This is a genomic window from Sulfolobus acidocaldarius SUSAZ, from assembly GCA_000508305.1.
Classification (GTDB): domain Archaea; phylum Thermoproteota; class Thermoprotei_A; order Sulfolobales; family Sulfolobaceae; genus Sulfolobus; species Sulfolobus acidocaldarius_A.
In genome coordinates this window covers 404,711-429,134 of record CP006977.1, presented here as the reverse complement: position 1 = coordinate 429,134, position 24,424 = coordinate 404,711, and the positions used below count along the sequence as shown (strand labels likewise).

Annotated in this window: 26 protein-coding genes, 5 tRNA genes and 1 pseudogene; 22 read left to right on the top strand and 10 right to left on the bottom strand. The window is 35.5% G+C overall.

What is annotated here, in order from left to right; all coding sequences use genetic code 11:
* Positions 1-47: 47 nt before the first annotated feature.
* Genes SUSAZ_02530 through SUSAZ_02515 form a run of 4 tightly spaced genes read left to right on the top strand, consistent with a single transcriptional unit; the run spans position 48 to position 4,275 of the window.
* Positions 48-1,196, top strand: a complete 1,149-nt coding sequence (locus SUSAZ_02530; protein ID AHC50970.1) for an amidohydrolase — start codon at positions 48-50, stop codon at positions 1,194-1,196.
* Positions 1,150-1,926 (top strand): methyltransferase, encoded by a 777-nt coding sequence (locus tag SUSAZ_02525; GenBank protein AHC50969.1) that lies wholly within the window; start codon positions 1,150-1,152, stop codon positions 1,924-1,926. The genes SUSAZ_02530 and SUSAZ_02525 overlap by 47 nt, the downstream gene beginning before the upstream one ends.
* A gap of 55 nt (positions 1,927-1,981) precedes the next feature.
* Complete coding sequence (locus tag SUSAZ_02520; GenBank protein ID AHC50968.1) at positions 1,982-3,265, top strand: glutamine synthetase; 1,284 nt, start codon at positions 1,982-1,984, stop codon at positions 3,263-3,265.
* A 5-nt stretch (positions 3,266-3,270) separates the two neighbouring features.
* Positions 3,271-4,275 (top strand): alcohol dehydrogenase, encoded by a 1,005-nt coding sequence (locus SUSAZ_02515; protein AHC50967.1) that lies wholly within the window; start codon positions 3,271-3,273, stop codon positions 4,273-4,275.
* On the opposite strand, the gene SUSAZ_02510 is transcribed toward SUSAZ_02515, so the two are convergent.
* The gene (locus SUSAZ_02510; protein ID AHC50966.1) at positions 4,262-5,269 is read right to left on the bottom strand and encodes an RNA 3'-phosphate cyclase; all 1,008 of its coding nucleotides are present in this window, start codon (positions 5,267-5,269) and stop codon (positions 4,262-4,264) included. The genes SUSAZ_02515 and SUSAZ_02510 overlap by 14 nt on opposite strands.
* A 14-nt stretch (positions 5,270-5,283) precedes the next feature.
* On the opposite strand from SUSAZ_02510, the gene SUSAZ_02505 reads away from it, so the two are divergent.
* Positions 5,284-5,724, top strand: a complete 441-nt coding sequence (locus SUSAZ_02505; GenBank protein ID AHC50965.1) for a hypothetical protein — start codon at positions 5,284-5,286, stop codon at positions 5,722-5,724.
* Here SUSAZ_02505 and SUSAZ_02500 read toward each other — a convergent pair.
* A complete protein-coding gene (locus SUSAZ_02500; GenBank protein AHC50964.1) occupies positions 5,701-6,765 on the bottom strand; it encodes a DNA polymerase IV in 1,065 nt (354 codons plus the stop codon). The two genes, SUSAZ_02505 and SUSAZ_02500, sit on opposite strands and share 24 nt — an antisense overlap.
* Positions 6,762-7,625: a sugar kinase gene (locus SUSAZ_02495; protein AHC50963.1), complete on the bottom strand. Its 864-nt coding sequence runs from the start codon at positions 7,623-7,625 to the stop codon at positions 6,762-6,764. Before SUSAZ_02495 ends, SUSAZ_02500 begins: the two co-directional genes overlap by 4 nt.
* 105 nt (positions 7,626-7,730) lie before the next feature.
* On the opposite strand from SUSAZ_02495, the gene SUSAZ_02490 reads away from it, so the two are divergent.
* Positions 7,731-9,089, top strand: coding sequence for a TATA binding protein (TBP)-interacting protein (TIP49) (locus tag SUSAZ_02490; protein AHC50962.1), 1,359 nt, complete (start codon positions 7,731-7,733; stop codon positions 9,087-9,089).
* Between the two features lie 21 nt (positions 9,090-9,110).
* Here the strand turns inward: SUSAZ_02490 and SUSAZ_02485 are convergent, their stop codons facing one another.
* Both SUSAZ_02485 and SUSAZ_02480 read right to left on the bottom strand, forming a co-directional pair.
* Positions 9,111-9,578, bottom strand: a complete 468-nt coding sequence (locus SUSAZ_02485) for an NUDIX hydrolase (protein ID AHC50961.1) — start codon at positions 9,576-9,578, stop codon at positions 9,111-9,113.
* Positions 9,565-11,016 (bottom strand): aspartate oxidase, encoded by a 1,452-nt coding sequence (locus SUSAZ_02480; protein AHC50960.1) that lies wholly within the window; start codon positions 11,014-11,016, stop codon positions 9,565-9,567. The genes SUSAZ_02485 and SUSAZ_02480 overlap by 14 nt, the downstream gene beginning before the upstream one ends.
* A gap of 66 nt (positions 11,017-11,082) precedes the next feature.
* On the opposite strand from SUSAZ_02480, the gene SUSAZ_02475 reads away from it, so the two are divergent.
* On the top strand, positions 11,083-11,649 hold the full coding sequence (locus SUSAZ_02475) for a GMP synthase (GenBank protein ID AHC50959.1): 567 nt from the start codon (positions 11,083-11,085) through the stop codon (positions 11,647-11,649).
* The gene (locus SUSAZ_02470; GenBank protein AHC50958.1) at positions 11,649-12,485 is read left to right on the top strand and encodes a nicotinate-nucleotide pyrophosphorylase; all 837 of its coding nucleotides are present in this window, start codon (positions 11,649-11,651) and stop codon (positions 12,483-12,485) included. Before SUSAZ_02475 ends, SUSAZ_02470 begins: the two co-directional genes overlap by 1 nt.
* Here SUSAZ_02470 and SUSAZ_02465 read toward each other — a convergent pair.
* The gene (locus SUSAZ_02465; GenBank protein AHC50957.1) at positions 12,477-13,262 is read right to left on the bottom strand and encodes a circadian clock protein KaiC; all 786 of its coding nucleotides are present in this window, start codon (positions 13,260-13,262) and stop codon (positions 12,477-12,479) included. The two genes, SUSAZ_02470 and SUSAZ_02465, sit on opposite strands and share 9 nt — an antisense overlap.
* 70 nt (positions 13,263-13,332) lie before the next feature.
* Here SUSAZ_02465 and SUSAZ_02460 point away from each other — a divergent pair, with 70 nt between their 5' ends.
* Genes SUSAZ_02460 through SUSAZ_02445 form a run of 4 tightly spaced genes read left to right on the top strand, consistent with a single transcriptional unit; the run spans position 13,333 to position 16,000 of the window.
* Positions 13,333-13,800: a protein phosphatase gene (locus SUSAZ_02460; protein ID AHC50956.1), complete on the top strand. Its 468-nt coding sequence runs from the start codon at positions 13,333-13,335 to the stop codon at positions 13,798-13,800.
* Positions 13,785-14,375 (top strand): endonuclease V, encoded by a 591-nt coding sequence (locus SUSAZ_02455; GenBank protein AHC50955.1) that lies wholly within the window; start codon positions 13,785-13,787, stop codon positions 14,373-14,375. The genes SUSAZ_02460 and SUSAZ_02455 overlap by 16 nt, the downstream gene beginning before the upstream one ends.
* A 25-nt stretch (positions 14,376-14,400) precedes the next feature.
* Positions 14,401-15,003, top strand: a complete 603-nt coding sequence (locus SUSAZ_02450) for an isochorismatase (protein AHC50954.1) — start codon at positions 14,401-14,403, stop codon at positions 15,001-15,003.
* A 16-nt stretch (positions 15,004-15,019) separates the two neighbouring features.
* Entirely contained in the window at positions 15,020-16,000 is a 981-nt protein-coding gene (locus SUSAZ_02445; GenBank protein ID AHC50953.1) for a phosphoesterase, read from the top strand.
* A gap of 364 nt (positions 16,001-16,364) precedes the next feature.
* Here the strand turns inward: SUSAZ_02445 and SUSAZ_02435 are convergent.
* Positions 16,365-16,437, bottom strand: a tRNA-Gln gene (locus tag SUSAZ_02435).
* Between the two features lie 92 nt (positions 16,438-16,529).
* On the opposite strand from SUSAZ_02435, the gene SUSAZ_02430 reads away from it, so the two are divergent.
* From SUSAZ_02430 to SUSAZ_02420, 3 genes are all read left to right on the top strand, one after another.
* Complete coding sequence (locus SUSAZ_02430) at positions 16,530-17,612, top strand: translation initiation factor IF-2B subunit alpha (GenBank protein ID AHC50952.1); 1,083 nt, start codon at positions 16,530-16,532, stop codon at positions 17,610-17,612.
* A 61-nt stretch (positions 17,613-17,673) separates the two neighbouring features.
* A complete protein-coding gene (locus SUSAZ_02425; GenBank protein AHC52433.1) occupies positions 17,674-18,078 on the top strand; it encodes a hypothetical protein in 405 nt (134 codons plus the stop codon).
* A 115-nt stretch (positions 18,079-18,193) separates the two neighbouring features.
* Positions 18,194-18,269 (top strand) — tRNA-Gly (locus tag SUSAZ_02420).
* Between the two features lie 215 nt (positions 18,270-18,484).
* Here the strand turns inward: SUSAZ_02420 and SUSAZ_02415 are convergent.
* A tRNA-Asp gene (locus SUSAZ_02415) sits at positions 18,485-18,557 on the bottom strand.
* Between the two features lie 131 nt (positions 18,558-18,688).
* Here SUSAZ_02415 and SUSAZ_02410 point away from each other — a divergent pair.
* Positions 18,689-18,762: transfer RNA gene (locus tag SUSAZ_02410), tRNA-Met, on the top strand.
* A 777-nt stretch (positions 18,763-19,539) separates the two neighbouring features.
* Here SUSAZ_02410 and SUSAZ_02405 read toward each other — a convergent pair.
* Positions 19,540-19,677 carry a hypothetical protein gene (locus SUSAZ_02405; protein ID AHC52432.1) on the bottom strand — a complete coding sequence of 46 codons (138 nt, stop codon included), beginning with the start codon at positions 19,675-19,677 and terminating at the stop codon, positions 19,540-19,542.
* Positions 19,678-19,749: 72 nt separating this feature from the next.
* Here SUSAZ_02405 and SUSAZ_02400 point away from each other — a divergent pair, with 72 nt between their 5' ends.
* From SUSAZ_02400 to SUSAZ_02390, 3 genes and pseudogenes are all read left to right on the top strand, one after another.
* On the top strand, positions 19,750-21,111 hold the full coding sequence (locus SUSAZ_02400; GenBank protein ID AHC50951.1) for an ATPase AAA: 1,362 nt from the start codon (positions 19,750-19,752) through the stop codon (positions 21,109-21,111).
* A 159-nt stretch (positions 21,112-21,270) separates the two neighbouring features.
* Positions 21,271-21,360 carry a hypothetical protein gene (locus tag SUSAZ_02395; protein ID AHC52431.1) on the top strand — a complete coding sequence of 30 codons (90 nt, stop codon included), beginning with the start codon at positions 21,271-21,273 and terminating at the stop codon, positions 21,358-21,360.
* Between the two features lie 251 nt (positions 21,361-21,611).
* A pseudogene (locus tag SUSAZ_02390) lies at positions 21,612-22,117 on the top strand (zinc transporter).
* Positions 22,118-22,305: 188 nt separating this feature from the next.
* Here SUSAZ_02390 and SUSAZ_02385 read toward each other — a convergent pair.
* Positions 22,306-22,396 (bottom strand) — tRNA-Glu (locus SUSAZ_02385).
* Positions 22,397-22,809: 413 nt separating this feature from the next.
* Here SUSAZ_02385 and SUSAZ_02380 point away from each other — a divergent pair.
* The 3 genes from SUSAZ_02380 to SUSAZ_02370 all read left to right on the top strand — a co-directional run bounded on the left by SUSAZ_02380 (position 22,810) and on the right by SUSAZ_02370 (position 24,364).
* Complete coding sequence (locus tag SUSAZ_02380) at positions 22,810-23,058, top strand: antitoxin (GenBank protein AHC50950.1); 249 nt, start codon at positions 22,810-22,812, stop codon at positions 23,056-23,058.
* Positions 23,045-23,413, top strand: coding sequence for a hypothetical protein (locus tag SUSAZ_02375; protein ID AHC52430.1), 369 nt, complete (start codon positions 23,045-23,047; stop codon positions 23,411-23,413). The genes SUSAZ_02380 and SUSAZ_02375 overlap by 14 nt, the downstream gene beginning before the upstream one ends.
* 294 nt (positions 23,414-23,707) lie before the next feature.
* Complete coding sequence (locus SUSAZ_02370) at positions 23,708-24,364, top strand: hypothetical protein (protein AHC52429.1); 657 nt, start codon at positions 23,708-23,710, stop codon at positions 24,362-24,364.
* Positions 24,365-24,424 lie beyond the last annotated feature (60 nt).

Sequence of the window (24,424 nt, the reverse complement as noted above, 5' to 3'; positions counted from 1 at the left end):
ACTGTTTCTAATCACTTTTTAATATCTCCTTTATGAAGTTTTAAAATATGAAGACCATAATAAGGGGAGGAATAGTACTAGGTGCTGAAAAACCTTTAAAGAAGATTTACATAGGTGTGGATAGATCAAAGATAGATGTTGTAAGTCAAGAGGAGCCCATTGGTTATGAGGACGCGGAGTTGAATGTGGGAGGATGGGATAGGTTAGTTGCACCAGGTTTCATTACTTTGCATACTTACATTTCTTTATATCCGTTTAGATACAGGATATTCTCTGGCAAGATGAATGCTAACAGTCTAATGTCTACAATGTCTCAGTCTGATGTATATTATTTTGCATTACTTGGTGCATATCATTTAATGAGAACAGGGGTTACAACAGTTGTATTTAGTGATAGATATAATGATAATGTTGCAAGGGCTGTGATAAATGTAGGACTAAAGCCTATAATCGCAGTTCCTGTTGGCTGTAACAACTCGCCTGAAAATTGGGAAAAAGAGTTCAGGATATTATATAATAGATGGAGTCACGAAGGTTCAAATAACGTTATATTACGTTTATGTGAACCTCAGGATTCAATTGAAGTCTTTGAAATAGCTAGAGAATATAAGATACCTGTACTCGTTGACAGACACGTAGATTTAAGTCAATTCAAGGATATCCCAAATACAGTCATAGCACTAGGAGGAGGTGGGAGAGGAGATTTTGACACAGTTAAAAACAATAATCTGAAATTAAGTTTCACTCCATCGTTTGAAACGTCCATATTTCCACTCAGTGAACTTAAACCTTCTATGGCTTTAGACTTAGTTCCAAATTTCGATTTAAGGCATGAAATGTCCGTTGCAGTCAATAGATTATTACTTACTTCTGAAGAGGCATTTAAGGCTGTAACTGAATGGGGTTATAAGCAATTGAATATAAACGCAGGAGTATTTGTGAAAGATTCGTCGGCAGATATAGTTGTGCTTGAATTCAGGGAGCCACCCTCATTCCCATTAGATTATGCGTCTCCATATGATAATCTAGTTTACGGTGGCTATAATATTGAGACAGTTTTCGTGAATGGTGAGGCAGTTTTAGATGGCGGTGTGCCGTTAAATGTAGGTTTAAAGGATGTAGAAGAAGCCATAAAGAGGGTCGAAGAAATTGATAAAAAAGTTGGCGAGAGACTTAGGAGTTTGGAAAAAAGTTGAGATCTTAGGAGATATAGCCTTAATTGGAATTCCGTTTAACGAAAATCTGGAGGAAGTCAAGAAATATGCAGAGCAAATTATGCAGAATATTAATTATGTGAAAAGCGTCTGGGGTAAATACAGAGATATAAATGGAGATTATAGGTTATCGACGACCATTCATTTAGCAGGTGAAAGACGAAGTGAGACGATATACAGGGAGAACGGTTGTAAATTCGCTCTTGACGTGACGAAGGTATTCTTCTCCTCTAAATTATCCTACGAGCATTTGCGAGTTGCGAGGTTGGTAAAGCCGGGTGAAACAATTATAAACATGTTTTCAGGATTCGGTCCTTTTTCAATTATCTCGAGTATTTTAGGGAAACCCAGTGTAGTTTATTCTATAGATATTAATCCTTATGCTTACTATTATATGATGGTTAATATAGACTTGAACAAAACATTTAATGTAATACCAATTTATGGAGATGCTTTTAAGAAAATTTATTCGTTACCAGTTGCAGATAGAATAATATCTCCATTGCCTGAAAAGTCTTATGAAGCTTACAAAGTAGCTATCGAAAGGCTTAGGAAGGATGGTGTTCTGCATTTGTATGACGAGGTGTCAGTTAACGAAAACGAAGATCCTGTGGAAATAGCTAAACGAAAGTACCCTAATGTCGAATTCGCAAGAGTTGTAAGAAGCGTTAATCCAAAGACCTATCATGTTGTCCTAGATATTAGAAAGTAAATTATGCTTATCTTAAACATTTTTATATGTATAGTCTTATTTAAATCCGATCAGATTGCTTAAGGATGAAATATTGGAGCTACTTAAATCTGGAAGAATAGATTATGTTAGAGTGGTGTTTGTAGATATACTTGGAAATGTAAGGGGTCGCTCCCTAAGAAGAGCAGAATTTGAAAAAGTTCTAAATGAGAGGGGAGTCGAATACTCTGAATCATTGATTCTACTTGACTACAGAGATGAACCTATAAGATCAACATATGCGGATATGTTTGCGCAGGCAGATTTAGCCACATTTAGTGTAATTCCTTATTTAGAAAGAACAGGTAGAGTATTAAGCTATCTAACACAAATCGATGGATCCCCTCATCCGTTATGCTCAAGATCCTTATTAATTAAGGGAATACAAAAGTTGGAGGAAGTAGGTTTAAAGTTACAAGTCGCATTCGAGCCAACTTTCTATCTGATAAAGTTTAAGGATAGTAGAGCATTTCCCGCAGACGAAGCTAGAGCATTCTCCTTAGAAGGCTTAATGGAGGAACAAAATCTGTTAAAAGATCTCATAAAAAATCTCGAAAGTAGTAATATAAAAGTACAATCAGTAAATAAACATTATGGTCCTGGTCAATACGAAATCACATTTTCATTGAGCGATGTATTGGAAGCTGCAGACTCTTTAATATTCGCAAGAGAGACCATAAGAGACACAGCTAGATTGTATAACGCTTATTCAACATTCATGCCAAAACCATTTAGGAACTATCCTAGCAGTAGCATGGATATTTTCCTTAAAATATTAGACAAGGATAATAATCCGGTGGGAGTTGACGCAAATGATAGTAAAGGTCTAGGATTAAGTAAGATATTATATAATTTCATTGCAGGTATAATAGAACACTTACCATCCATAATTGCTATAGCTTCACCTACCATCAATTCCTATAAGAGGTTTAAAGAGGTAGTTACTCCTACAATTATGGGAGTAGGCACAGAAAGACACTTCGTTCTAAGGATACCAGTGACATACAAGGATTATGGTATTATAGAGTTTAGGCTAGCAGATCCTTTAGCGAATCCTTATCTATTACTATCGTCCCTAATATTTTCGGGTATAGATGGGATAGAGAGAAACTTGGATGTGGAAGTAAATCAAAGCCTTGGTGCACTTCCTACGAGTTTAAGGGAAGCAGTAAAGAGTTTAGATAAAGATACAAAATTGAAATATAATCTAGGTCAGGAGATTATAAATATGTTCATTGAATTAAAGAACAAAGAGATAGAGGATTACGAGGGCGAAATTACTGATTGGGAAATTAATGCGTATCTTAAGTCTGGTTGGTAAAATAAATGAGGGCAGCAATTCTTGAAGAATACAAAAAACCACTGAGAATATCAGAAATTACCTCTCCTTCAATAAATGGGAGCTCTGAAGTTTTATTACAAGTGACCGCAACGGGACTATGCCATGGAGATATACATATAGCTATGGGAGAATGGGATTCTCAGATTCAGATAAATCTTCCCATAATACTTGGTCATGAAGTTGTTGGAAAAGTAATTCAAAGCAACCATGATAAAATTAAGAAAAATGATCTGGTTTTAGTATATAACGCCTTTGGTTGTAAAAATTGTAAATACTGTAAATTTAAAGAGTATCAATTTTGTGAAAAAGTGAAAGTTATAGGAGTAAACCTTGACGGAGGATTTGCTGAATATGTCAAAATTCCTGATGGCGGCAATCTAATTAGGGTTAACACCTCAGATCCAATAAAGTTAGCACCTCTTGCTGATGCTGGGTTGACTGCTTATAATAGTGTTAAGGATTTGGAAGAGAATTCTAAAGTCCTGATAATAGGAACTGGTGCAGTAGCATTGATAGCTTTACAGTTGTTAAAGCTAAAAAATGTGGATGTTACAGTAATTGGTGAGAATCAACTAAAACTTGATAGGGCAGAAAAATTAGGTGCAGACGAAGTTATATCAATCAAGCGAGAAGAGGAGAGTTATCTTTCTTTGCTCCCAGGGAAGAAATTTGATTATATTTTAGATTATGTAGGCTCAATGAGAACCTTAGCTGAATCACCCTGGCTCTTGAACAAAAAAGGCGAATTAAGAATAATTGGGGAATTTGGTGGAGTCCTTAGAGTGGAAGAACAATTATTAGTCCTTAGAGGTTTGAGAATACGAGGGATACTTTATGGTAGCCTTCAAGATCTAGAACATATTTTAGATATTTATTTAAAGGGTAAGATTGATACACTTACCACGGTGTATAAGCTAGAGGATATAAATGACGCTATTACTGATGTAACTGAAGGTAAGGTAATAGGAAGGGCAGTTATTGTACCCTAAAAAGGAAGGGGCTGCTTCCCTTTATTTCGTCTTTAATATCAATGAATTTTCTTATGACTGTCTCATTCGTTATTGAATGTGAGGTTAATTTTGATGCCGTATATTCGCCTTGATATAGACTGGCATACAGCATTAACATGTCACCCATATGGCTATCGAAGGCTGCACTGGTCTTAAGCTCCTCTAAAAGTTTTAGAGCAGCTTCTTCTCCTACAGTTTCTGCTCTTTTACTCTTCTCACCTAACGCATCAGCCCCAATTATCCCGTACTTACCTATTGCAGATAGACATATACCACTCCCTTTACTTATTTCACCTTCTCTAACATCTGACCGAATATCTATTTTATCCTTAAGTCTTCTCAGGATTTTCTCCGCAGATGATTTTTGCCTCTCTGCTATATGTCCAGGTAACGATGAAACATGAGATATGCCTACAAATCCTTCCAATTGTCCAAATTCAGTTATAGAAAAGCGTTGTGGCTCTCCCTTTACGTTACTTATTCTGATTTCTCCTCCTCCCTCTGGATAATGTCCTCTTTTTATTAACTCTAGATCGAAACTTATACCAATTTTTTCTAAAACTTTACTGAACACTAACCTTATGTAATCAATTGAGGGTGATTTTGGTACATCTGTACCACCTTTAATTGTTACAGTAAGTTTCCTGTTCAAAAGGAGTGGTAGGATTGTTTGAAGTATTAATGTCGTACTTCCCGCAGTGCCTACATCAAAGACGAAGTCTCCCTTTTCTTGTATGTCACCAGGATTAAATATTAGCTCTGTTGAGCCTACGTAATCTCCTTTTACCGTGGCATTTGTTAATATTTTTACAGCATTTACTGCAGTTAAATGTTGTCTTTGTAAGCCCGGTTTAGGTCTGTTAGCCCTAATATTATATATTCTGAAGGGTTTTTTAGTAAGGGATGATAAAGTTAATGAGGTTCTAAGTATCTGTCCACCACCCTCTCCAAAGGAACCATCTATCTCTATCATTGAGGTGAATAATAATGAATGTGAAAATAAAACCTGTCGTGAACGTACTAGGAGTAGAGGAATTAATAATATTGCCTATAACTAGAAATAGAGAGTATCTACTATCACTAAATTTTTATGAAGATGTTCTAGGAGGACGAATGGTTAGAATTGTATTGGTATTGGATAAATATAATGAGATAATGAATGATATAACTGCTATTAAAGGAAAGAAGGCAGTGGTTGAAGCAAGTGGCATTAAAGAAGATATGGATAAACTATCAAAGATAATACACATAGATAATAGGTCAGTTACGGATAGGATACCAATTTACTTCGATATAGAGATATTAAAGGACGTTGATACTTCTCAAAGGGGAGTAAGAGGTTTTATAAACTACGTTCACGCGTATGGAAAGCCTGATTTAAGCAAAATCCTCAACTCGTTGCAATTAAATGTCGAAGAAATCAGATAAATTTGTCTTATTGATAATTATGTTATCTAATTTTACTCCTATTCTTCGTATATTCCTTCTTTTATCCCTAATCAACAACTCTCTAAGTAAGTCCTCAGCAACTTTATAAGCGTTATCTATAGATATTCCATGCTTAAACTTCTTTCCCTTGCTCAGAATATCTAGATCTTCCATAATAGCTACAACAGTTATTCTCATTGGAATACCATTAACCTTATTGTATGCCTCATTTATAGCCTTCTTTAGGTAAGGTAATATAACCTTTACATCTCTTGTGTTATAGGGTAAAGTTAAATATCTTCCATGAGGAATTTTACTTTTATTTTCTACAGGTTCACTATATTTATTCTCAGCTAACTTTAGTAGATATAAGGCTTTTGCTTTTCCCGTAATCTTCTCAAGTTCATTGTAATTTTTACTTAGAATATCTCTCAATTTATGTATACCTAATTCATTTAGTCTCCTAGCCAAAACACTTCCTATTCCCGGAATTTCGTCAATATCTAATTCATTCAAAAAATCTTGTACTTCTGTCGGTCTAATTACACCGAGACCATTAGGTTTGCTTTTGTCAGCAATTATTTTTGCTAAAATTTTGTTAGGAGTAACTCCGACAGTGACTGTTATTTTTTCTTTCTCAAGTATCTCTTGCTTTATTTTCCTAGCTAATTCTACTCCAAGTTCAAAATTTCCTTGTACTTTATTGGTTACGTCTAAGTAAGCCTCATCTATACTGGCTATTTCAATTTTATCAGCATATTTGTTCAACAAGTTCATTATCCTATTTGAAAAAGCCTCATAAACCGGTTTTCTCATAGGTAAATATACTGCATTAGGTGCAATCTCCATAGCTTTTATGATAGGCATTCCTGCTTTTACTCCTAACTTTCTTGCCTCATAATTCGCGGTGGCTACAGCCCCACTCGTTTTGGTTCTACCCGAATATACGCAAACTACCAGTGGTTTTCCCTTATACTGTGGGTTTAATACTTCCTCTACTTGTGCGAAGAAATAATCAAAATCAACGAATATCACTATCATTTACATTTAGTATTTGGTGTATAAGCATTTAAGGCATTCATAACTTCCTCTCTAGTTGGAGAATTTATCCCTCCTATTCTCGTTACTTTTAATGCAGAGGCAGTTACAGCGAATCTAAGAGTATCCTCTATTGAGTGTCCCTGCATATACGCATAATTAAATGCAGCGTCAAAAACATCTCCAGCACCAGTTGTATCCAAAACAGTTTGAACTTTATATGGCTCGCAATAACACTCTTCATTTTCTGATATCACCTTAGCTCCCTTCGATCCCATTTTTATTACGATCAGTCGTGCCTTAAGACTTTCTATCTTGACCCTAGTGCTCTCCCTCTCGTTCAAATATATTATATCTGCATTCCCAAAATTTTCAGGAATTTTTGAACTATTTGGACCTGGATCATAAGTTATAAGCTTAGCGTAAGGATCCCTAACAACGATATCCGGAGAAATTGAAGCGAAATGTATAACATCAAATAACCCGAAGACTTTCTTTATATCCTCTTTATCAAGGAGAATTGAAGAACCTAGCTTCCTGACCATTGAAATGCTTCCGTTATCTCTCAAAAATATTAATGCCATGCTCTGTGGTAAGTTTGTTTCCTCTACGTAATCAAGTCCTACTCCCATTTCTGCTATCCTTTCTAGTACATAAGAGACAAGTGAATCTTTGCCTATCTTAGATAAAATCTTAATACTGTGACCAAATTTATTTATAGCTACAGCGTAATTAACTGCTGCTCCACCTGGTAAAATTTCTAGTGTGTCTGTTGTTTCAAACTCATCGATATCAGGTATTTTGTTAATCTTAGCTATAATATCAATGTTTATCCTACCTACTGACAAGTGAAGTGGTTTCATCCCTACCTACCTCTCAGTTAGCCGCCACATCCTCACAATTCAGACCCAAAGATCGTCATCACTTAAGTAAATTTCAAAAATCCACTCTTTTATATAATTTATGGAATGGCCCAGATAAGAGAGATTAAGAAAATAGAAAGGGAAAAAGCAAGTATACACAGCCATATAACTGGTTTAGGTTTAGATGAGAAAGGTAAAGCAAAGTTCATTGCAGATGGTCTAGTAGGACAAGTTGAAGCAAGAGAGGCATCTGGTATAGTGGTTCAGTTAATCAGACAAGGTAAAATGGCAGGTAAGGGAATACTTTTCATAGGTCCACCAGGAACCGGAAAGACAGCATTAGCTGTAGCCATTGCAAAAGAGCTAGGAGAGGACACTCCATTTACCACTATAAATGCCGCTGAGGTTTATTCTACAGAACTAAAGAAAACTGAGATACTAACGCAAGTTATTAGAAAGTCCATGGGAGTTAGGATAAAGCAGAAAAGAATAGTGTATGAAGGTGTAGTTAAGGATATCAAACTTAAGGTAGCCAGAAGTAGATATAATCCATATTACGTTTCTCCGAGAGAAGCGCAGATCGTTTTAAGTACTAAGGACGATGAACGAACCTTGAATGTTGGTGATGCGATTGCTGAACAGCTCATGAAATTGAATGTAAAGAAAGGTGATGTAATATGGATAGATGCTGAAACCGGTGAAGTTACAAAGGTAGGAAGAGCCAAGGGGTTTGAAGGTGCAAAGAGCTATGATATTGAAGTGGCTAGACAAGTAGATATTCCTACAGGCTCTATTAAGAAGGAAAAGGATATAACTATTACAGTGACTCTTCATGATTTAGATCTTAATCTAGCTGCGCAATCAATTTCAATTACCGCATTATTTAGCTTTTTCACTGAGAGGGAGATAAACCAAGATATAAGAAAGCAAGTCGATAGGCTTGTTAAAGATATGGTAAACAGAGGAGATGCAGAGTTGGTACCCGGAGTACTATTCATTGACGATGCTCATATGCTCGATATAGAAGCGTTCTCGTTCTTAACGAAGACCTTGGAGTCAGAATTAGCTCCAATACTAATACTAGCTACTAACAGAGGTATAACAAAGATAAGGGGCACAGATATAGAATCTCCTCACGGAATTCCGTTAGATCTACTGGATAGATTATTGATTATTCAGACCAGACCGTACAATGAGAGTGAGATAAGAGAAATAGTAAAGATCAGGGCTAATGAAATAGACGTAAAACTTGATGAGGATGCAATTGTATTGTTAACAAAGTTAGGAGTAGAAAACAGTTTAAGATATGCGGTTCAACTTATAGAACCAGCTTATATTGTAGCCCAAAGGAAAGGGAGGGAGAGTATTAAATCTGAAGACATAGAAGAAGTTGCAAAATTATTTAGTGATAGTAAGAGAAGCGTAAAATATGTAAAGGAATATGAGAATCTATTATTGAAATGATGAATGGTCGACGGAACGGATCTATGAAGAATTGTTGCCGGACTGACAAACCAAGTATAATTTCTTTTGTATTATATCATTTAATATTCGATAAGTCATCCCCCATATTCTATAGTTTTCGTAATAGAAAGCCCTATCTGCCGGCTTTAAGTCAGATATCTTAACCCAAATTGCTTTTTCAAGTTCTTCTTCTTGAACTATAGGCTCAAGTTCTTCTTCTACGCAGCTTATATACGCTGATACTTTCATGTCAGGTGCATTATTAGGTGAGTATATACCAACTCTTATTAGATTTTGAGGCTTTATTCTAACTTCCTCATAACATTCTCTAACAGCAGTACTTTCACATTCCTCATGGTCTTCTCTCCTTCCTCCAGGTAAAGCCATATGTCCGCTCCATGGATCACCGGGTTTCTCCTTTCTCTTTATTATCAGAACTTTTCCTGCCTTCGAAATTAAAGCTACTACTGCAGCTTTACAATCTTCCATACTCTTTATTGCTCATCAAAAAGTAAATTCTTTTGCCATTCCACTCTTCCTTTTCTTCAGGATAATCTGATCTAAAATGTACACCTCTACTTTCTGATCTTATTAATGAAGCTAATCCAATCATATGGGATATGATAGCTTCATTAGTTGAATAGTGTCGATAGATTTCTATCGCCTTCTTAATCACTTCTTCATTTCTTATAATTCCCAGGCTTTCCCAGTTTATTTTTTGTATATCTCTTATACTAATTGTACTATTGCTAGAAGTTTCTTTGACATATAATTGATATATAGTCCCATCAGATGCTTGTACTCCTTCCCAGCGTTCATCAACATAATTTTGTAAGTTAAATCCGAAGACTAAAGACTCTAGTAAGGAGTTACTAGCCAATCTATTGGCTCCATGCAATCCTGTATCACTCACCTCACCTACTGCGTATAGATTTTCCACATTTGTCTCACCCTTGAGGTTAACACGTAAGCCACCTATTGTGTAATGGGCTCCAGGGAAAATAGGTATTAAGTAGCTTTGATAGTTATATCCATGCCTCCTAAGATAATTAGATAAGGCTGGGAACTTCTTTTCAAACTCCTCTATTTTACTTAAATCCATATATATGTTATGTCCATTTATCATTTCAAAATAGATAGCTCTAGCAACAATATCCCTGGGTGCTAGTTCACCCTTCTCGTCATACTTATATAGAAATCTCTCTCCTTTTTCATTTACGATTATACCACCTTCTCCCCTTAAAGTCTCTGAAAGAAGGAATGTCTCGCCATCTAAACTTGTAACAGTAGGGTGAAATTGAATAAATTCCATATCACTAACTAAAGCACCGGCTTTGAATCCTAGAGCAATACCCTCTCCTAAATTAGTTTCCTTATTAGAAGTGTAAGCAAATAAGTAACCATAACCACCCGTCGCTAGAACTAATTTGTCTATATTTTCTATTCTACCTCTCTTTTTGGTAACAAACCCATATATTTTGTTATTGTTTGATAGAATATGTGTTAATTCATCAGTTATAATAGGTATTTGTAAATCTAAAGCTTTTCTATAGAGAAAGTTCCAAATCTCTCTACCTGTCTCATCACCCTTGTGCAATACCCTTTTACATGAATGTCCTCCTTCGAGTCGTAAATCTTTATCAAAATTAAAGCCTAATTTTTGAAGAATTTCAACAACTCTCACAGCCTCCCTTATAACGTATTCCACCACCTTGTAATCACATAGATTTTTACCAACTCTTAATGTGTCTTGTATGTGTTTTTCTGCACTGTCATCTACACTGAGTGGAACTGCTATACCTCCTTTCGCTATAGGCGTAGAACCCCCATCTATCTTCTTGGTTATAATGGTTACTTTATGTCCGGCTAATTTTAGGGATATCGCTGATGATAACCCGGCTATACCAGAGCCTAGAATATAGATCAATTTGACCGAACATAAGTTCGGACAAAGAATATAAAAGTTTTAATTTTAGCAAGAAATTAATAGACCGTGAAAGTTGCTGTAATATATTTTGGTGGTCAATACAACCATTTAATAGTAAAAGACCTGAAATATCTCGGATTAGAAGCAGTAGCAATAACTCCTGATAAATCCGTTGAAGAATTGAAGGAATTTGATTCTGTTGTATTTGGAGGAGGTCCCTATTCAGTTATTAATGAGTTAGATAAGATGGGATTTGCACCAGATTATGTTAAAAGTCTGAATGTGCCGAAGTTGGGAATATGTCTAGGTCATCAACTAATAGCAAGGGCTCTAGGTGGCGAAGTTAAGAAAGCCAATAAACCAGAGTATGGACTAACCACAGTTAATATAGTGGACGAAGATACAATACTTAGAGGATTAAAACCTAGTATAAAAGCATGGGAAAGTCATAATGATGAAGTTGTGAGTCCTCCATCAGGTTTCAGAATTCTGGCTAGTAGTGAGAACGCCAAAGTTCAAGCGATGGTAAATAGTGACAACTCAATTTTTGGAGTACAGTTTCACCCTGAAGTAAAACATACTGAAAAAGGAATTGAAGTATTTAAAAACTTCATTAAGATATGTAGGAAATAATGATTGAAAAATTAGTCATAAATAGGCTTTTGCAGTTACTTGAGGAAGATCTCTATCCTGAGGATATTACAAGTAGAGTAATTAGAGGTGTGAAAGTAAAAGGAATAATATTTTCGAAGGAGAATAACAGCATCCTAGCAGGCAACAAGTTTATAATACCATTCCTAGAGTATTTAGGTTTAAAGGTAGATTATTATAGAAAAGATGGAGAATTATTTAGTAAAGGGGAGAACATACTGATTTTCCAAGGAGATGCTGAAGCCGTATTAGGAGTAGAGAGACTGGTTTTAAACATGTTGAGTAGGCTCTCAGCTATAGCTACAGAGACCAGAAAGATGGTAAATGTAGCCAGGGAGATAAATCCTAAAGTCATAATTGCTGGGACAAGAAAAACTACGCCTGGTCTAAGAATTTTTGAGAAATACGCCATAGAGATAGGTGGCGGGGATCCTCATAGGTATTCATTATATGATATGGTACTAATAAAAGACAATCACATTTCTATCATAGGAAACATCAAGGATGCTATAAAGCGAGCCAAAGAGATCACAAGTTTCTCAAAGAAGATAGAGGTTGAAGTCTCTAATATTAACGATGCAATTGAGGCATACAAAGCTGGTGCAGACATAATAATGTTAGATAACTTTAGTCCTCAGGAAGTAAAGGAGGTGGTTAAACTGTTAAAGGGTAAAGTGTTATTGGAAGCCTCCGGTAGGGTAACCCCCGAAAATGTAAAGGAATATGCAGAAACTGGCGTTGATATAATTTCCAGTGGGTATTTAACCCATAGCGTGAGATCCTTAGATTTATCGATGGATGTAGAGAAATTAACTTAATTCCATATCTTTCCTTGATTCAGCTTCCTTAATTTTATCCATTACTTTTTTGGGTAAAGATGTGTCTTCCCGCCTCAGGTCTAGTTTTCCAATTAAAACTATTCCTTTCCCTTCCCTAATATCTATTTCCCATATATACTTATCATGATTAGTCTGTCTCATTTTCTCGATAAGGATATATCTACGTAGCATTCCATCCTTTACACTTCTACGAAACCTAATTATACCATCGGCAACATGTTCGACACCAAATCCAAAGGCTTGGGATGTTGTTATGGCGTATTGTGACGTAGCGTAGATGGTAAACTTCCACTTGTTTAGTACCCTTTTTAAATAATAACTAATCTTTCTTGCAAGAGCAGGTTTATCTAAGAATAGTGCACTAACTGAGTCTATTACTAGCCTTGCATACCCATGACCTAATTTTTGCTTAGCCAAAATCACTTTATTTATGAGTTCTTCAGCTGTCAATTCTGTAAGCGACCATTCATCATCTTTTTCCTTCATTAATGCATCAATTATTATCAGCTTTTTATCCAAGTGTTCTTCAAAGTCCCAGCCGAATTGCTTAGCCTGCTTTACTATAGAATCTCTACTTTCCTCTGTTGTCACATAAACACAGGGATTTCCTTCCTTTAATCCTTGAGCAACGAAATGAAGAGAAAATATTGTCTTACCAGTTCCAGGCTCACCAGTCAGAGCTACAAAAAAACCTTGAGGTATTCCTCCTTCAATAAGCTTGTCGAACTCATATATACCTGTTGATAATCTTGTCACAAATTTATATTAACTCTTGTTACATTAAAAACACAGATGAAGAACAGCGGATCTTCAGAGTGATGAAGATATGTATTGGGTAAAAAAGTATGTTATAGGCGGATCAGCAATTCCTTATACACAGGATGAAATAATTGGATGGATAAATGAGGGTGTCAAAAGAGTCTTAGTATTGCCGGAAGAATTTGAGATTGATGAAGCATGGGGTAGCCTAGAGTACTATATTTCAGTACTTAAGAGCTTTAATATAGAATATCTATACTCTTCTATTCCAGATGGACGTGCTCCTAATGAAAATCAGTTTCTTGAGATCTACAAATGGTTACGAAAAGATAAAGGAAACTTAGTTCATTGTGTTGGGGGCATAGGAAGAACCGGAACAATCCTAGCCAGTTATCTAGTTTTAGAGGAGAATATGAGTGCAGAAGAGGCTATTGAAGAAGTTAGAAGAGTGAGACCTGGAGCAGTTCAAACTTATGAGCAAGAACTTTTTGTATTTAAAGTAGAAAAGATGAAAGATAAATGGAAGATTTTATGATAGAATTTCTTTCTAAGCTCCAGATATTTATATCAAAAAACATAACCGTCAAAAGATTAGGTATAGAAAATATAAAGAATTTATGCGGTGTTGATATAGCTTATAAGGGAAACATAGGGTATGCTGTGTCGGTGATGTTTGATGGGAAAGACTATTTTCATAAATATGTTAAAGGAAAAGTGGATTTCCCATATATACCTGGATATCTGTTTATGAGAGAAGCACCTTTGATGATCAAAGCTGTAGAGAGCTTCCAATGTGATCTAATATTAATTGATGGTCATGGTATGGCTCATCCTAGGAAAAGTGGTATTGCAAGTGTAATAGGCGTAATACTAGACAAACCCACTATAGGTGTTGCTAAATCAAAACTTTATGGCGAGATAATAGAGGAGGGTTCTACAAACTTTATAGTTGTTAATGGTGATAAGGTCGGAGTTAAAGTAGGAAAATATTATTATAGTATAGGAAATAAAGTAGATGTATACGATGTTATAGAACTATCAAGGAAGGGCTACCCAAAAGTTCTCGCATTAGCTGATAAACTATCAAAAGAGCTAAAGAAAAAAGAATAAAAAACATGTGTTCGTATTATAATATATGAAAATAGATGTCCCAGACATCCCTGAGGAAAAGGTTATAGAGTTAGACCCAAAAACCACTGCTTTGATAATCGTTGATATGCAAAACGATTTTGTAAGAAGAGAAGGTAAATTATATGTACCAAATGCTGAGTCTACAATCAATCCAATAAGGAGCTTAATTTATAAGGCTAGGGATTCAGGCTCTTTGATAATATACACACAGGATTGGCACATGAAAGATGATCCAGAGTTTAAAATCTGGGGGGAACATGCATTAGCTGGATCATGGGGAGCTGAGATAATTGAGGAATTAACACCAGATAAAGAAGACTTTATAGTGAGAAAATATAGATATGACGCATTTTTTGAAAGTCCTTTAGATTATATATTAAGGGTTAAGGGAATAAAGAACGTTGTAATAACTGGTACAGTGGCTAATATATGTGTTCTTCATACTGCAGGCAGTGCTGCACTTAGATGGTATAATGTGGCTTTGGTTAAGGATGGAATATCTGCAATTACAGATTTTGATTACTATTCTACTCTTAGACAAGTCAATTTCTTATATAAAGGCAGGATAGGAAATTCTGACTCAATTAAATTTATTACTAATTTATGACGAAAATAACAGTAGTATGGATTATTACGCTATAGTTCACAACGATTTTGACGGTACTGCTTCTGCGGCAGTTTATGCACGAGCTGTCGGATCATTACCAACCAAAATATTCTTTACCGAACCTACGAAAATACACAATCTTCTGAAATCGTTAGAGTTAAGAGGAATAAAGAAGATCATGATTGCGGACATAGGTATAAACCAATCTACGTTAAATGAAATTCTGACTCAATTAAATAGACTACAGACAGAGGGTGCAGAGATTGAGTGGTTCGATCATCATGTCTGGAAAGATGAATGGAAGACCAAACTTAGAGAAATTGGCGTTACAGTATATCATGATGTGACAACATGCGGTGCAGGAGTTATTAATAAGAATTTGAATCCAGATGATGAGGTATCATCAAAGCTTGCCAAAGCGGATTGTGCTGTTGATATTTGGCTTCACGATGATCCCTTAGGTGAAAAGCTTAGAAGAATAGTTGAATCTAACAAAGATTTTAAGTGGAAGGAATATCTAATCAACAAATTTTACAACGGAGTCATTTGGGATGAGGAATTTGAAAAAATACTTGAAGACCAGGTAGATAAAGAAATTAATGGATACTCTAGGTTGCACAAACACGTAAGAGTATTAGAAATAGATGGAAGAAAGGTTATAGTAGCTGTGAGGTGGAAAGGTCCACCAGATATTAGCTATGCGTCACAGTATCTAATGAACAGATACAGCTCAATAGTCTTCGCCTCAGTTAATGGTAAATCAATATCATTCAGAAGTAACGTTATAGATATAAGAAGATTCGCTGAAAAGTTAGGTGGCGGAGGTCATCCTCTGGCTGCTGGTGCAGGACTAAATGCGCCTTTTTGGAGAAAATTATTGAACAAGATCGGATATAGAAAACCCATGCTAGATTGGGCCTCTAGCATAGTCAGGAATGTTATTAAAGAAGTGGGATTTGTTGAGTATGGGAAACATCAGAAAGAGCAGCTAAAGTAAAGTTTACCGGATTTAGTAGGCTATAAACCGGCCTGATTTTAGTTCATTATACTTAATGGAATAAAATGCTGGGCTGTACAGGATTTTTATCATAAGCTTTCAACTCTACATGAGATTTGATAATTATCAAGTCTTAAAGAAGGCAGGTTTGATAAAAACATATTGGGTAATAGGTCTTTTTGATTTTGTGATATAAGAATAAGGTAAGTCTATGGGCTGTATTATGTTTACTTTATCAAGAAGAGGCAAGATGGTAAGATGAAGGAGACTTACGTTAGTGTTTTGGTTTACACGGTTAAAACTTACTTGAAATTGAAAGATAGAAGTGGGAGTATTAGGGTTCATCCCCCTAACCTTTCAAAGGTAGCCGGGCAGGGACTCGAACCCTGGTCCCAGGGGCCAGAGCCCTGGATCCTTGACCGCTAGACGACCCGGCTAAATATACTTTGCTGAAATTTAACTAAAAAGCTTTCTTTCATCTTCAATTCTATAGACAAGTTTAATATTTTTGCATTTTCCTTTAATACCAATGGTAAAGTTAGAGGAGATAAAGCAAATATTCAAACCTAAATTACTTCCAATAATCTGGAATAAAACTAAGTTAACACTCCTCGATCAGTCGCGTCTGCCCTTTGAGAAGATCTATGTGGATGTAACTAAGGTAGAGGAGGTTTCAGATGCCATTAGAACTATGAAAGTCAGAGGAGCACCAGCAATAGGAATTACCGCTGGTTATGGTATGGTATTAGCTATTCAAGATAGTATCTCACTGGAAAAAGCCATACATGATCTGACAAAAGCTAAAAAAATATTAGACGAATCAAGGCCTACTGCAGTAAACTTAATGTGGGCTACCTCTAGGATGCTTAATAAAGCTAAGGATCTAGTGGAGCAGGGAAATGCAAGGAGTGTCAAAGAACTTAAAGAACTGCTAGAGATTGAAGCAAATAAAATATTTGAAGAAGAATATGAGGCTGAATTAAAGATAGGACTATACGGTATAGAAAAGGTAAATGATGGTGATACAATACTCACACAATGTAACGCAGGCGGTTTAGCTACTGGAACTGGATTAGGCACTGCTCTAGCCCCAGCAAAATTAGCCAATGCTCTAGGAATTAAAGTATCTGTTATTGCACCTGAGACGAGACCGTGGCTTCAGGGAAGTAGACTAACTGTTTATGAACTCATGGAGGAGAATATACCTGTAACATTAATTGCAGATACAGCTGTAGGTTTAGTTATGTTTAAGAAAATGGTAAATAGTGTTATGGTTGGTGCAGATAGGATACTGTCTGATGGGCATGTTTTCAATAAAATTGGGACATTTAAAGAAGCTGTTATAGCTCATGAACTTGGCATACCATTTTATGCTCTAGCTCCCTCTTCAACCTTTGATATGATAAGTACAGCAGATCAGGTGAAAATAGAGGAGCGTAGTCCAGATGAGGTTAGAAGCATAAAGGGAGTCTATATTAGCCCCAAAGAAGTAAAAGTTTACAACCCGGTCTTTGACGTAACACCACCTAAATATGTTTCTGCAATAATAACAGAGTATGGAATTATCTATCCTCCTTTCGATAAAAATATACGGAGAATGCTGGGAAAATAGGTAACTTACAGATAGATGTATGGAATAGTTTTAAATATTTTTACATATAAAGAAATATTAAATGAAAGGAGCTGTAATTGCAGTAATAGCAATTATATTGATAGCAGCGGTGGCATACCTATATTTTAGTGGTTATTTTTATAGTGTAACTGTTACCGGTGTATATGTTACTTATCAAAATAATTTACTTATAAAGTATATTAAAACAAACTATTCTAACAGCACTATAAATCTTCATGGTGGACAAAAATTTACTATAACACTTAATATATCATCTGGAATAGTTACTACAGAAATAAGTAGTATAACAGTGTCCTCACCATTTCAGGTATTTTCTACAAATCCACCTACACCATTTGACATAAAGAGTGGAAGTTATATGTTGGTTAATGTAACCATAACTGCTCCAATGTCTGATTTCAAGGGGCCTATACAAATAGTGATAAACGGTAATCCAACGATCTAATTATCTAAAATAAGATTATTTTTTAACCTTTGGTCTTCATCTTACCTTATATATTTTAACTCAGGGCTAACGCGGAAAAATTTATAATTTAAATGACTATATAGTATATCTGCCTGCGGCCGTAGTCTAGCCTGGATTAGGACGCCTGCCTGCCACGCAGGAGGTCCCGGGTTCAAATCCCGGCGGTCGCATATTTTTAGATTAATTGAAAGTGATTCTCTATATAACGATTATCATCGATTTGGCACTAATGAAAAACTGTTTAACATTTACAAAGCTAAAATTTGAGTAAATGAATTTATGACAAAATTTTTGAAACTATATATTTTATTTTAATTTCCTTTTTGATTTTCTGCTCAACCGAAGTAATGTGTTGAAGAGACCGAACATTGAATCTGTAAAGTAACGCCGCGGCCGGGATTTGAACCCGGGTCAAGGGCTCGACAGGCCCCCATCCTAGACCGCTAGACTACCGCGGCACGCGGCAATTTAGTATTGTAAATCTTATAATTTAAATTTTACTTGCTTATGCCTATAATTAACGTGACGTAATATGGGTAGAAAGTTTTAATTAGATTTAAGTTGAATTAGAAAAATGGCGGGGTAAAATAGCGGCGTAGGGAAGCCTGGTATCCCGCAGGGCTCATAACCCTGAGGTCCCTGGTTCAAATCCAGGCGCCGCTAATGCTTCCCTACATTACATCCCCCGCCACCACCTCACATACATTTTTAAAATTCGTCAACGAGAGTGATAAGAGGTTTTATGTAGTTTTTATTAATTATTTTTGTTATAAAATCACGTATACATTAGAGATTTCTTCTTTAGTTATACCAAATATTATAGTTTGACATATCATGATCTTTCTTAGTCTCCGTTACGTTTTTATTAACAAATACTGAATCAGCTAATCGTTTGAAAAAGGATTATATTTATTCTTATTTTAGGAAAATATGTTGGCAACAATTTTGCTATTTTAATATAAATTGATTTTTCCCCTTTTTGAGGTCAAAAATAAGTGTTTTTAGGGTGAGGATTATTTTATGGAGATGAGTAAACTTAAATAGAGTTTATTTCCTCACCCTCAACCAAACTATCACCACGTTATTAAGAAGGTATATAGATGTTAACCAGTTTAGATACTATTAGTAATCTGAGTGAGTTCTGGCTAACCTAGTAACTCTAATGTCCTCTTTACTAATTCTCTCCTTTTTCTTTATTAATTCTATATTTTACATTATTAACCTTTAGTATATATGCGTTACCAACAGTTCCATCAGCCGTTACTCACGCAAAAATCTATGGAGGGAGAACTCCCTTCAATTCATGTAAAAGTAGTGCGGCATTCGGGATTTGAACCCGAGTTAAGGGCTCGGAAAGGTACAGGTACTCTTTGCATATCCCGTTTGCCTGAGCTATACTATCGTGATGTTTTATAAATCTTATAATTTTTAAGGAATGTTTTAATCGATAAGTCTCTCAGTAATTAAGATTGCCCCATGTAAATCTTTACTTCTAAGAATCCTCTTTAGCATTTGGATTCCCCTTTCAGCCAGTCTCGTAAAATCCATAGCAAGTTGTTGTAGTTTTAATAAATTCAATCTCAGCGAGCCTTCTATGAAGTTATAACACAAAATATAAACTAATAAAGTTGTACCTGAATTATAATTTTTGTGATACAACAATTTATTGACAGAGAAAGGGAGCTGGAGTTTCTTGAAGAGAAATACAAGGAGGATAAAGCTCAATTCATTATACTTTACGGAAGAAGGAGAATAGGAAAGACTGAGTTAGTTAAGCAATTTATCAAAGATAAAGAAGCAATATATCATTTGTCTACTACCGACGGGATACAAAATAACGTTAATAGACTTAAAGAAACCTTTGCTCGCTTCACTGGTAAAAACTACTTCAGATCACTTAACGTCTCATTAGACGACTTGTTAATCTACTTTGAGGACGAAATTGGCGATAAAAGGGTTATCCTGGCGATAGACGAATTCCAATACCTAATTGAGGCTGACAGAAGCGTAATTTCCCAAGTACAGAGGGCATGGGACGAAAAGTTAAGGTCAACTAAAATCTACCTGCTAATCACAGGATCTAGTGTAGGGATGATGGAGAATGAGGTGTTATCTACGAAATCGCCCCTTTATGGAAGAAGGACAGGGAGTTGGAAGTTAACTACACTACCGTTTCCGTCCCTCTCCAGTTTTTTCCATAATAAGGATATAGGAGAACTGATAAAGATTTGGAGTGTTATGGACGGAATACCCTTTTACATTCTTCAACTCGACCCTAGACTAAGTGTAGAGGAAAATATAAAGTACAAAATAATGAAGAAGGGGAATGTACTATACGACGAACCCCTTTACATTCTCAGGGAGGAGTTTAAGGAACAAAGGGTCTACCTCAGCATATTAAGGGCTATTTCACAAGGCTATAATACAGTGAGCAAAATATCAGAAGTAACGGGTTTAGATAAGGGTAATCTAACAAGCTATCTAGACAGGTTAGAGGAGAACGAGATAGTAGAAAGGGTTATACCATATGGGATGAAGAGAGGTTGGTGGGAAATTAAGGATAACTTCTTTGACTTCTGGTTTAGATTTGTATATGAGAACGTCAGCGACCTTGAGATCGATAGGGTTGAAGAGGTGATGAAAAGGGTCAACTTAGAACAGTATTTCTCTCTAAAGTTTGAAAAGCTGATAAGGGAGTTAATAAGAAATAAGACGATACCTTTACCATTTAAATATGAATATGTAAGCAAGTATTTGCATAAGGGAGAGGAAGTCGACATAATAGCTGAGGGAAAAGACGCCTTGTTTATGGCAGAAGTAAAATGGTCAGATAATGTGGACTGTAAGCCACTGATTAATAAGATGAGAAGAATCATTAGTAAATTGAACGAAGAAGGGAAAAAGAACGAGTACTACGGAATTTTTGCTAAATCATTTAAGAACTGTAACGCCGACGTTGTATTTGATCTTAACAAATTAACACAAACACTTAGGATAAAACAAGGTTATTGAGCTTACTCAGAACATGAATGACATGGCAACAAGAAGTTCGTTATGCTAAACCTAAATGATGCATATGGGTAATGCCAACATTTTACAAATTGAGGAAAGACTCGCCCTTCAGGGCGGGGATGATAAAAGGTTTTTAAGTCGCCCAAATACCTTCTACCTGTGGGTAGGGGAGCTACTAAAGGTGGGTTAGGAATCAGAGTTACATTCACCCTTATGGTTCCCCCACTACTCCATCCCTATTCACTCTAGTTGAGGGGTATGAGAGGGGTCTACGTTATGTCCTTGAGTGGTTAAAGGAAAATAAGCCAGAAAAGGGACTAGTAAAAGAAGTCCACAAGGCTACTTATCAAGTGCTCAAAGAGAAGTTCAGTCTACACTCTAATAAAGATTAGCTTAGCTCGCTCCGCTATCATGTTAGCTTGGATGTTGTTGTGGGATAAAAAGAACCATAAGATTAAGGACATTCATAATAATATTCCACTGATTTCACATAAAAAACTATGCCGCTTAAGGCAATATCCGGTATAATCCCATATAGTGGATCAATAAAAATAAACGGTAAAGAAGTCAGAACTGCAAGGAATCTCTTAGAGTACTCAATGAATTTACCCGATGTTTACACTATAGGAAATACAGTTCTCGATACTGCTAAGATAGTTGCAGAGCTTAAGAAAGGCTATCTAAAAGACTTTTTAGAACTGCTGGAAAAGTTAGCCTTAGAAAGCAAGAAAGTGGTTTATAAGCATATATATATAAGCTATCAACAGGGCAAAGATCCCTAGTTACATTAGCTCTAGCTCTCTTTACAAGACCCACAGTCTGTACTCTTGATGAGCCTATAGAGAATGTGGACCTACGAAAAAGAGAAAATGTAATTAAGGTGATTAAGGAGAACGTAAAGGAAGGAATAATAGTGAGCCATGATAAGAAGCTTATAGAAGCGTTTAGTGATGCGAAAGTATATACGATGATAGAGGGAAGCTTATTTGAGGGTTTTGAAATCTAATAAGAAGGCTAAGGAAAGTTTAGGAAGAATTAAGATAGCTTACTGGGCAGGTTGTTGGTCTGGCTGATGGAGTAAATCCGAGGTTAATAATTTTTGCCTTAAAGCGAATAGTTGCAACTCTAACTGGTTAAATTTACCTATGTCAAGTTCTATAAAGAGAGAATTACTTTCAATTCATGTAAAAGTAGTGCCGCGGCCGGGATTTGAACCCGGGTCACGGGCTCGAAAGGCCCGCATACTATCGGCGCATTACACTTGACCGGGCTATACTACCGCGGCGTAATCTAAATCATAAAATTTCAGAAGGGATATTTAAAGCTATGTTAAAGGTTTGGATATAAATAACTTCTACATTCTCTCCATAAATTTGTTATAGGCAAACATTTCATTAATAAATTCGACTCTTAAATTACTAATTAAGAGTTACGTTTAGTGATCTGAAACAGTTCTAACCAGTATATCGAGCAAAGGCTTCCTTTAGCCTGTTTACAAGATGAGGAAAGCCTCGACTTTCAAGGCGGGGAGGAAGTCAGGTGATAATAAGCTCTAAACTTTGCTCATAAATACACTGATAAATATTGTATTGCTATTAATCCTCCCTCTCTAATAGAGAATTTTGTTACTACACAGTAGAGTGATCGTAGTTTACTTTAGGCGAAAGTTAATATATGTATGCATGTATAAATATATTTATGCCTAAAGTCATTACAATATCAGATGATGTTTATGATAAATTGTCAAAATTAAAGAAGGGTAGGTCTTTCAGTGAAACTATAAATGAGCTAATTGAGTTCTATAACAAGAATAAAAAGGGGAATAAAGATGTTTTACTCCAAATGTTTGGAATTCTTAATGAGGAGGAGGCTACGGAAATGGCTAATGAGACATTGAATATCAGAAAGAGTTTTAGGTTTAGGGCTATTGAAAATGGTGATACTTGACTCGAATGTTATAATAAGAGTAATGAGAGGAGACGAAAACACATTTAAAGTAGTTGAGGAGTTTCAAGATACGATAGCTACAACGGTGTTTAACGTCTATGAGATTCTAAGATCTAAGTTTGGATATAAGGTTAGAGAGCATATTGAAAAAATGGTTATATATCCTTTTACAGCTAGTGAAGCTTTGATTGCATCAGATATATATCGAGAACTCGCTTCACGGGGCAAGATAAAAGAAGATATTGATGTTCTGATAGCTTCTATTGTCAAGTCTAATAATGAGGTTTTGATAACTTATGATAAAGACTTTGAAGATATAAAGAAAATTACTGGAATAAATATTATAACATTATAGTATTGTGTATTCGATAGTAGTTTTTCTTATATAAAAATTGTATAAGTATTTAAATGTGGATCTTCTTCTATATTATAGTGTTATTATACTTTGTATCAATCATTATCTTAATTAAGTAGATGAGCTCAGAATTTATCAGGTAATTTTTCTCTGTTTTGCCCACTAGGTTTAATTTAAATAATTTTGTGGTGATATATGTTTGATGATGACAAAGAGCCGAATGGATGAGTGACATCTAATTTTGTGGGCAGCCACTGATAGAGAACATATATATCATAACCCCAATCTATTTTTGTGGTTAAGAGAGCGGAAGAGAGAAAAAAGAGTAAGAAAGTTGTTCCGTTATCAGAGGAACTGATAGATACTTTAAGATCTGAGTTATTGAGATTGATGATTATTAGATCAACTTCTTTGGATGGAAATTTCAGGGCAGAGGATAGGTGGAAAGAAGGACTAGAGGAAATTTTATGGAACGTAGTAGACATTCTAAAAATATCCAAGGACGCGGAAGTGTTTAATTTCATATCCTTAGTTTACTTTTCTTACACGTCTGAAAATGCACCGGGTGGTAATATTCCAATACCTTTGACTTCTGTAAATGAGTTATTGAAGAGTAATCAACAGTTGAGAGATTATATACATCAATCAATTAAAATATCAATTCTTAACTTCTCAAGGATACTAAAGAACATGAATTACGTTATAGAGACTGAGAAGGATTTAGAAACTATTATAAAATTTGGTCCTTATATATCTAGGCTCAATCCCATAGTTATTGTGTCAAAAAATGGTTCAAACTTTGATTTGGCTATAAGTATTCAGGGCGCGACGAAGGACTTAAATGATATATTGTTAGATGCTTTAGAAAGCTTTTTCTATCAATTAAATTTTGAGATAATTGGTAAATCTGCTAGTGAACAATTGATTAAGATAGTAGTAAAAAGAATATAAGTTCTATATTGATAAATCTTTTATAATTGAATTAACCGTAATGTATATAATGGGTAGACG

What these genes read in the sequence shown, in the direction of transcription:
- SUSAZ_02470 (AHC50958.1), top strand. Translation starts at nt 11,649, where the DNA reads ATGATTGAAAAATTAGTCATAAATAGGCTTTTGCAGTTACTTGAGGAA.
- SUSAZ_02485 (AHC50961.1), bottom strand. Translation starts at nt 9,578, where the DNA reads ATGGAAGATTGTAAAGCTGCAGTAGTAGCTTTAATTTCGAAGGCAGGA.
- SUSAZ_02450 (AHC50954.1), top strand. Translation starts at nt 14,401, where the DNA reads ATGAAAATAGATGTCCCAGACATCCCTGAGGAAAAGGTTATAGAGTTA.
- SUSAZ_02500 (AHC50964.1), bottom strand. Translation starts at nt 6,765, where the DNA reads ATGATAGTGATATTCGTTGATTTTGATTATTTCTTCGCACAAGTAGAG.
- SUSAZ_02430 (AHC50952.1), top strand. Translation starts at nt 16,530, where the DNA reads ATGGTAAAGTTAGAGGAGATAAAGCAAATATTCAAACCTAAATTACTT.
- SUSAZ_02425 (AHC52433.1), top strand. Translation starts at nt 17,674, where the DNA reads ATGAAAGGAGCTGTAATTGCAGTAATAGCAATTATATTGATAGCAGCG.
- SUSAZ_02380 (AHC50950.1), top strand. Translation starts at nt 22,810, where the DNA reads ATGCCTAAAGTCATTACAATATCAGATGATGTTTATGATAAATTGTCA.
- SUSAZ_02490 (AHC50962.1), top strand. Translation starts at nt 7,731, where the DNA reads ATGGCCCAGATAAGAGAGATTAAGAAAATAGAAAGGGAAAAAGCAAGT.
- SUSAZ_02505 (AHC50965.1), top strand. Translation starts at nt 5,284, where the DNA reads ATGAATGTGAAAATAAAACCTGTCGTGAACGTACTAGGAGTAGAGGAA.
- SUSAZ_02530 (AHC50970.1), top strand. Translation starts at nt 48, where the DNA reads ATGAAGACCATAATAAGGGGAGGAATAGTACTAGGTGCTGAAAAACCT.
- SUSAZ_02460 (AHC50956.1), top strand. Translation starts at nt 13,333, where the DNA reads ATGTATTGGGTAAAAAAGTATGTTATAGGCGGATCAGCAATTCCTTAT.
- SUSAZ_02375 (AHC52430.1), top strand. Translation starts at nt 23,045, where the DNA reads ATGGTGATACTTGACTCGAATGTTATAATAAGAGTAATGAGAGGAGAC.
- SUSAZ_02510 (AHC50966.1), bottom strand. Translation starts at nt 5,269, where the DNA reads ATGATAGAGATAGATGGTTCCTTTGGAGAGGGTGGTGGACAGATACTT.
- SUSAZ_02445 (AHC50953.1), top strand. Translation starts at nt 15,020, where the DNA reads ATGGATTATTACGCTATAGTTCACAACGATTTTGACGGTACTGCTTCT.
- SUSAZ_02455 (AHC50955.1), top strand. Translation starts at nt 13,785, where the DNA reads ATGGAAGATTTTATGATAGAATTTCTTTCTAAGCTCCAGATATTTATA.
- SUSAZ_02515 (AHC50967.1), top strand. Translation starts at nt 3,271, where the DNA reads ATGAGGGCAGCAATTCTTGAAGAATACAAAAAACCACTGAGAATATCA.
- SUSAZ_02495 (AHC50963.1), bottom strand. Translation starts at nt 7,625, where the DNA reads ATGAAACCACTTCACTTGTCAGTAGGTAGGATAAACATTGATATTATA.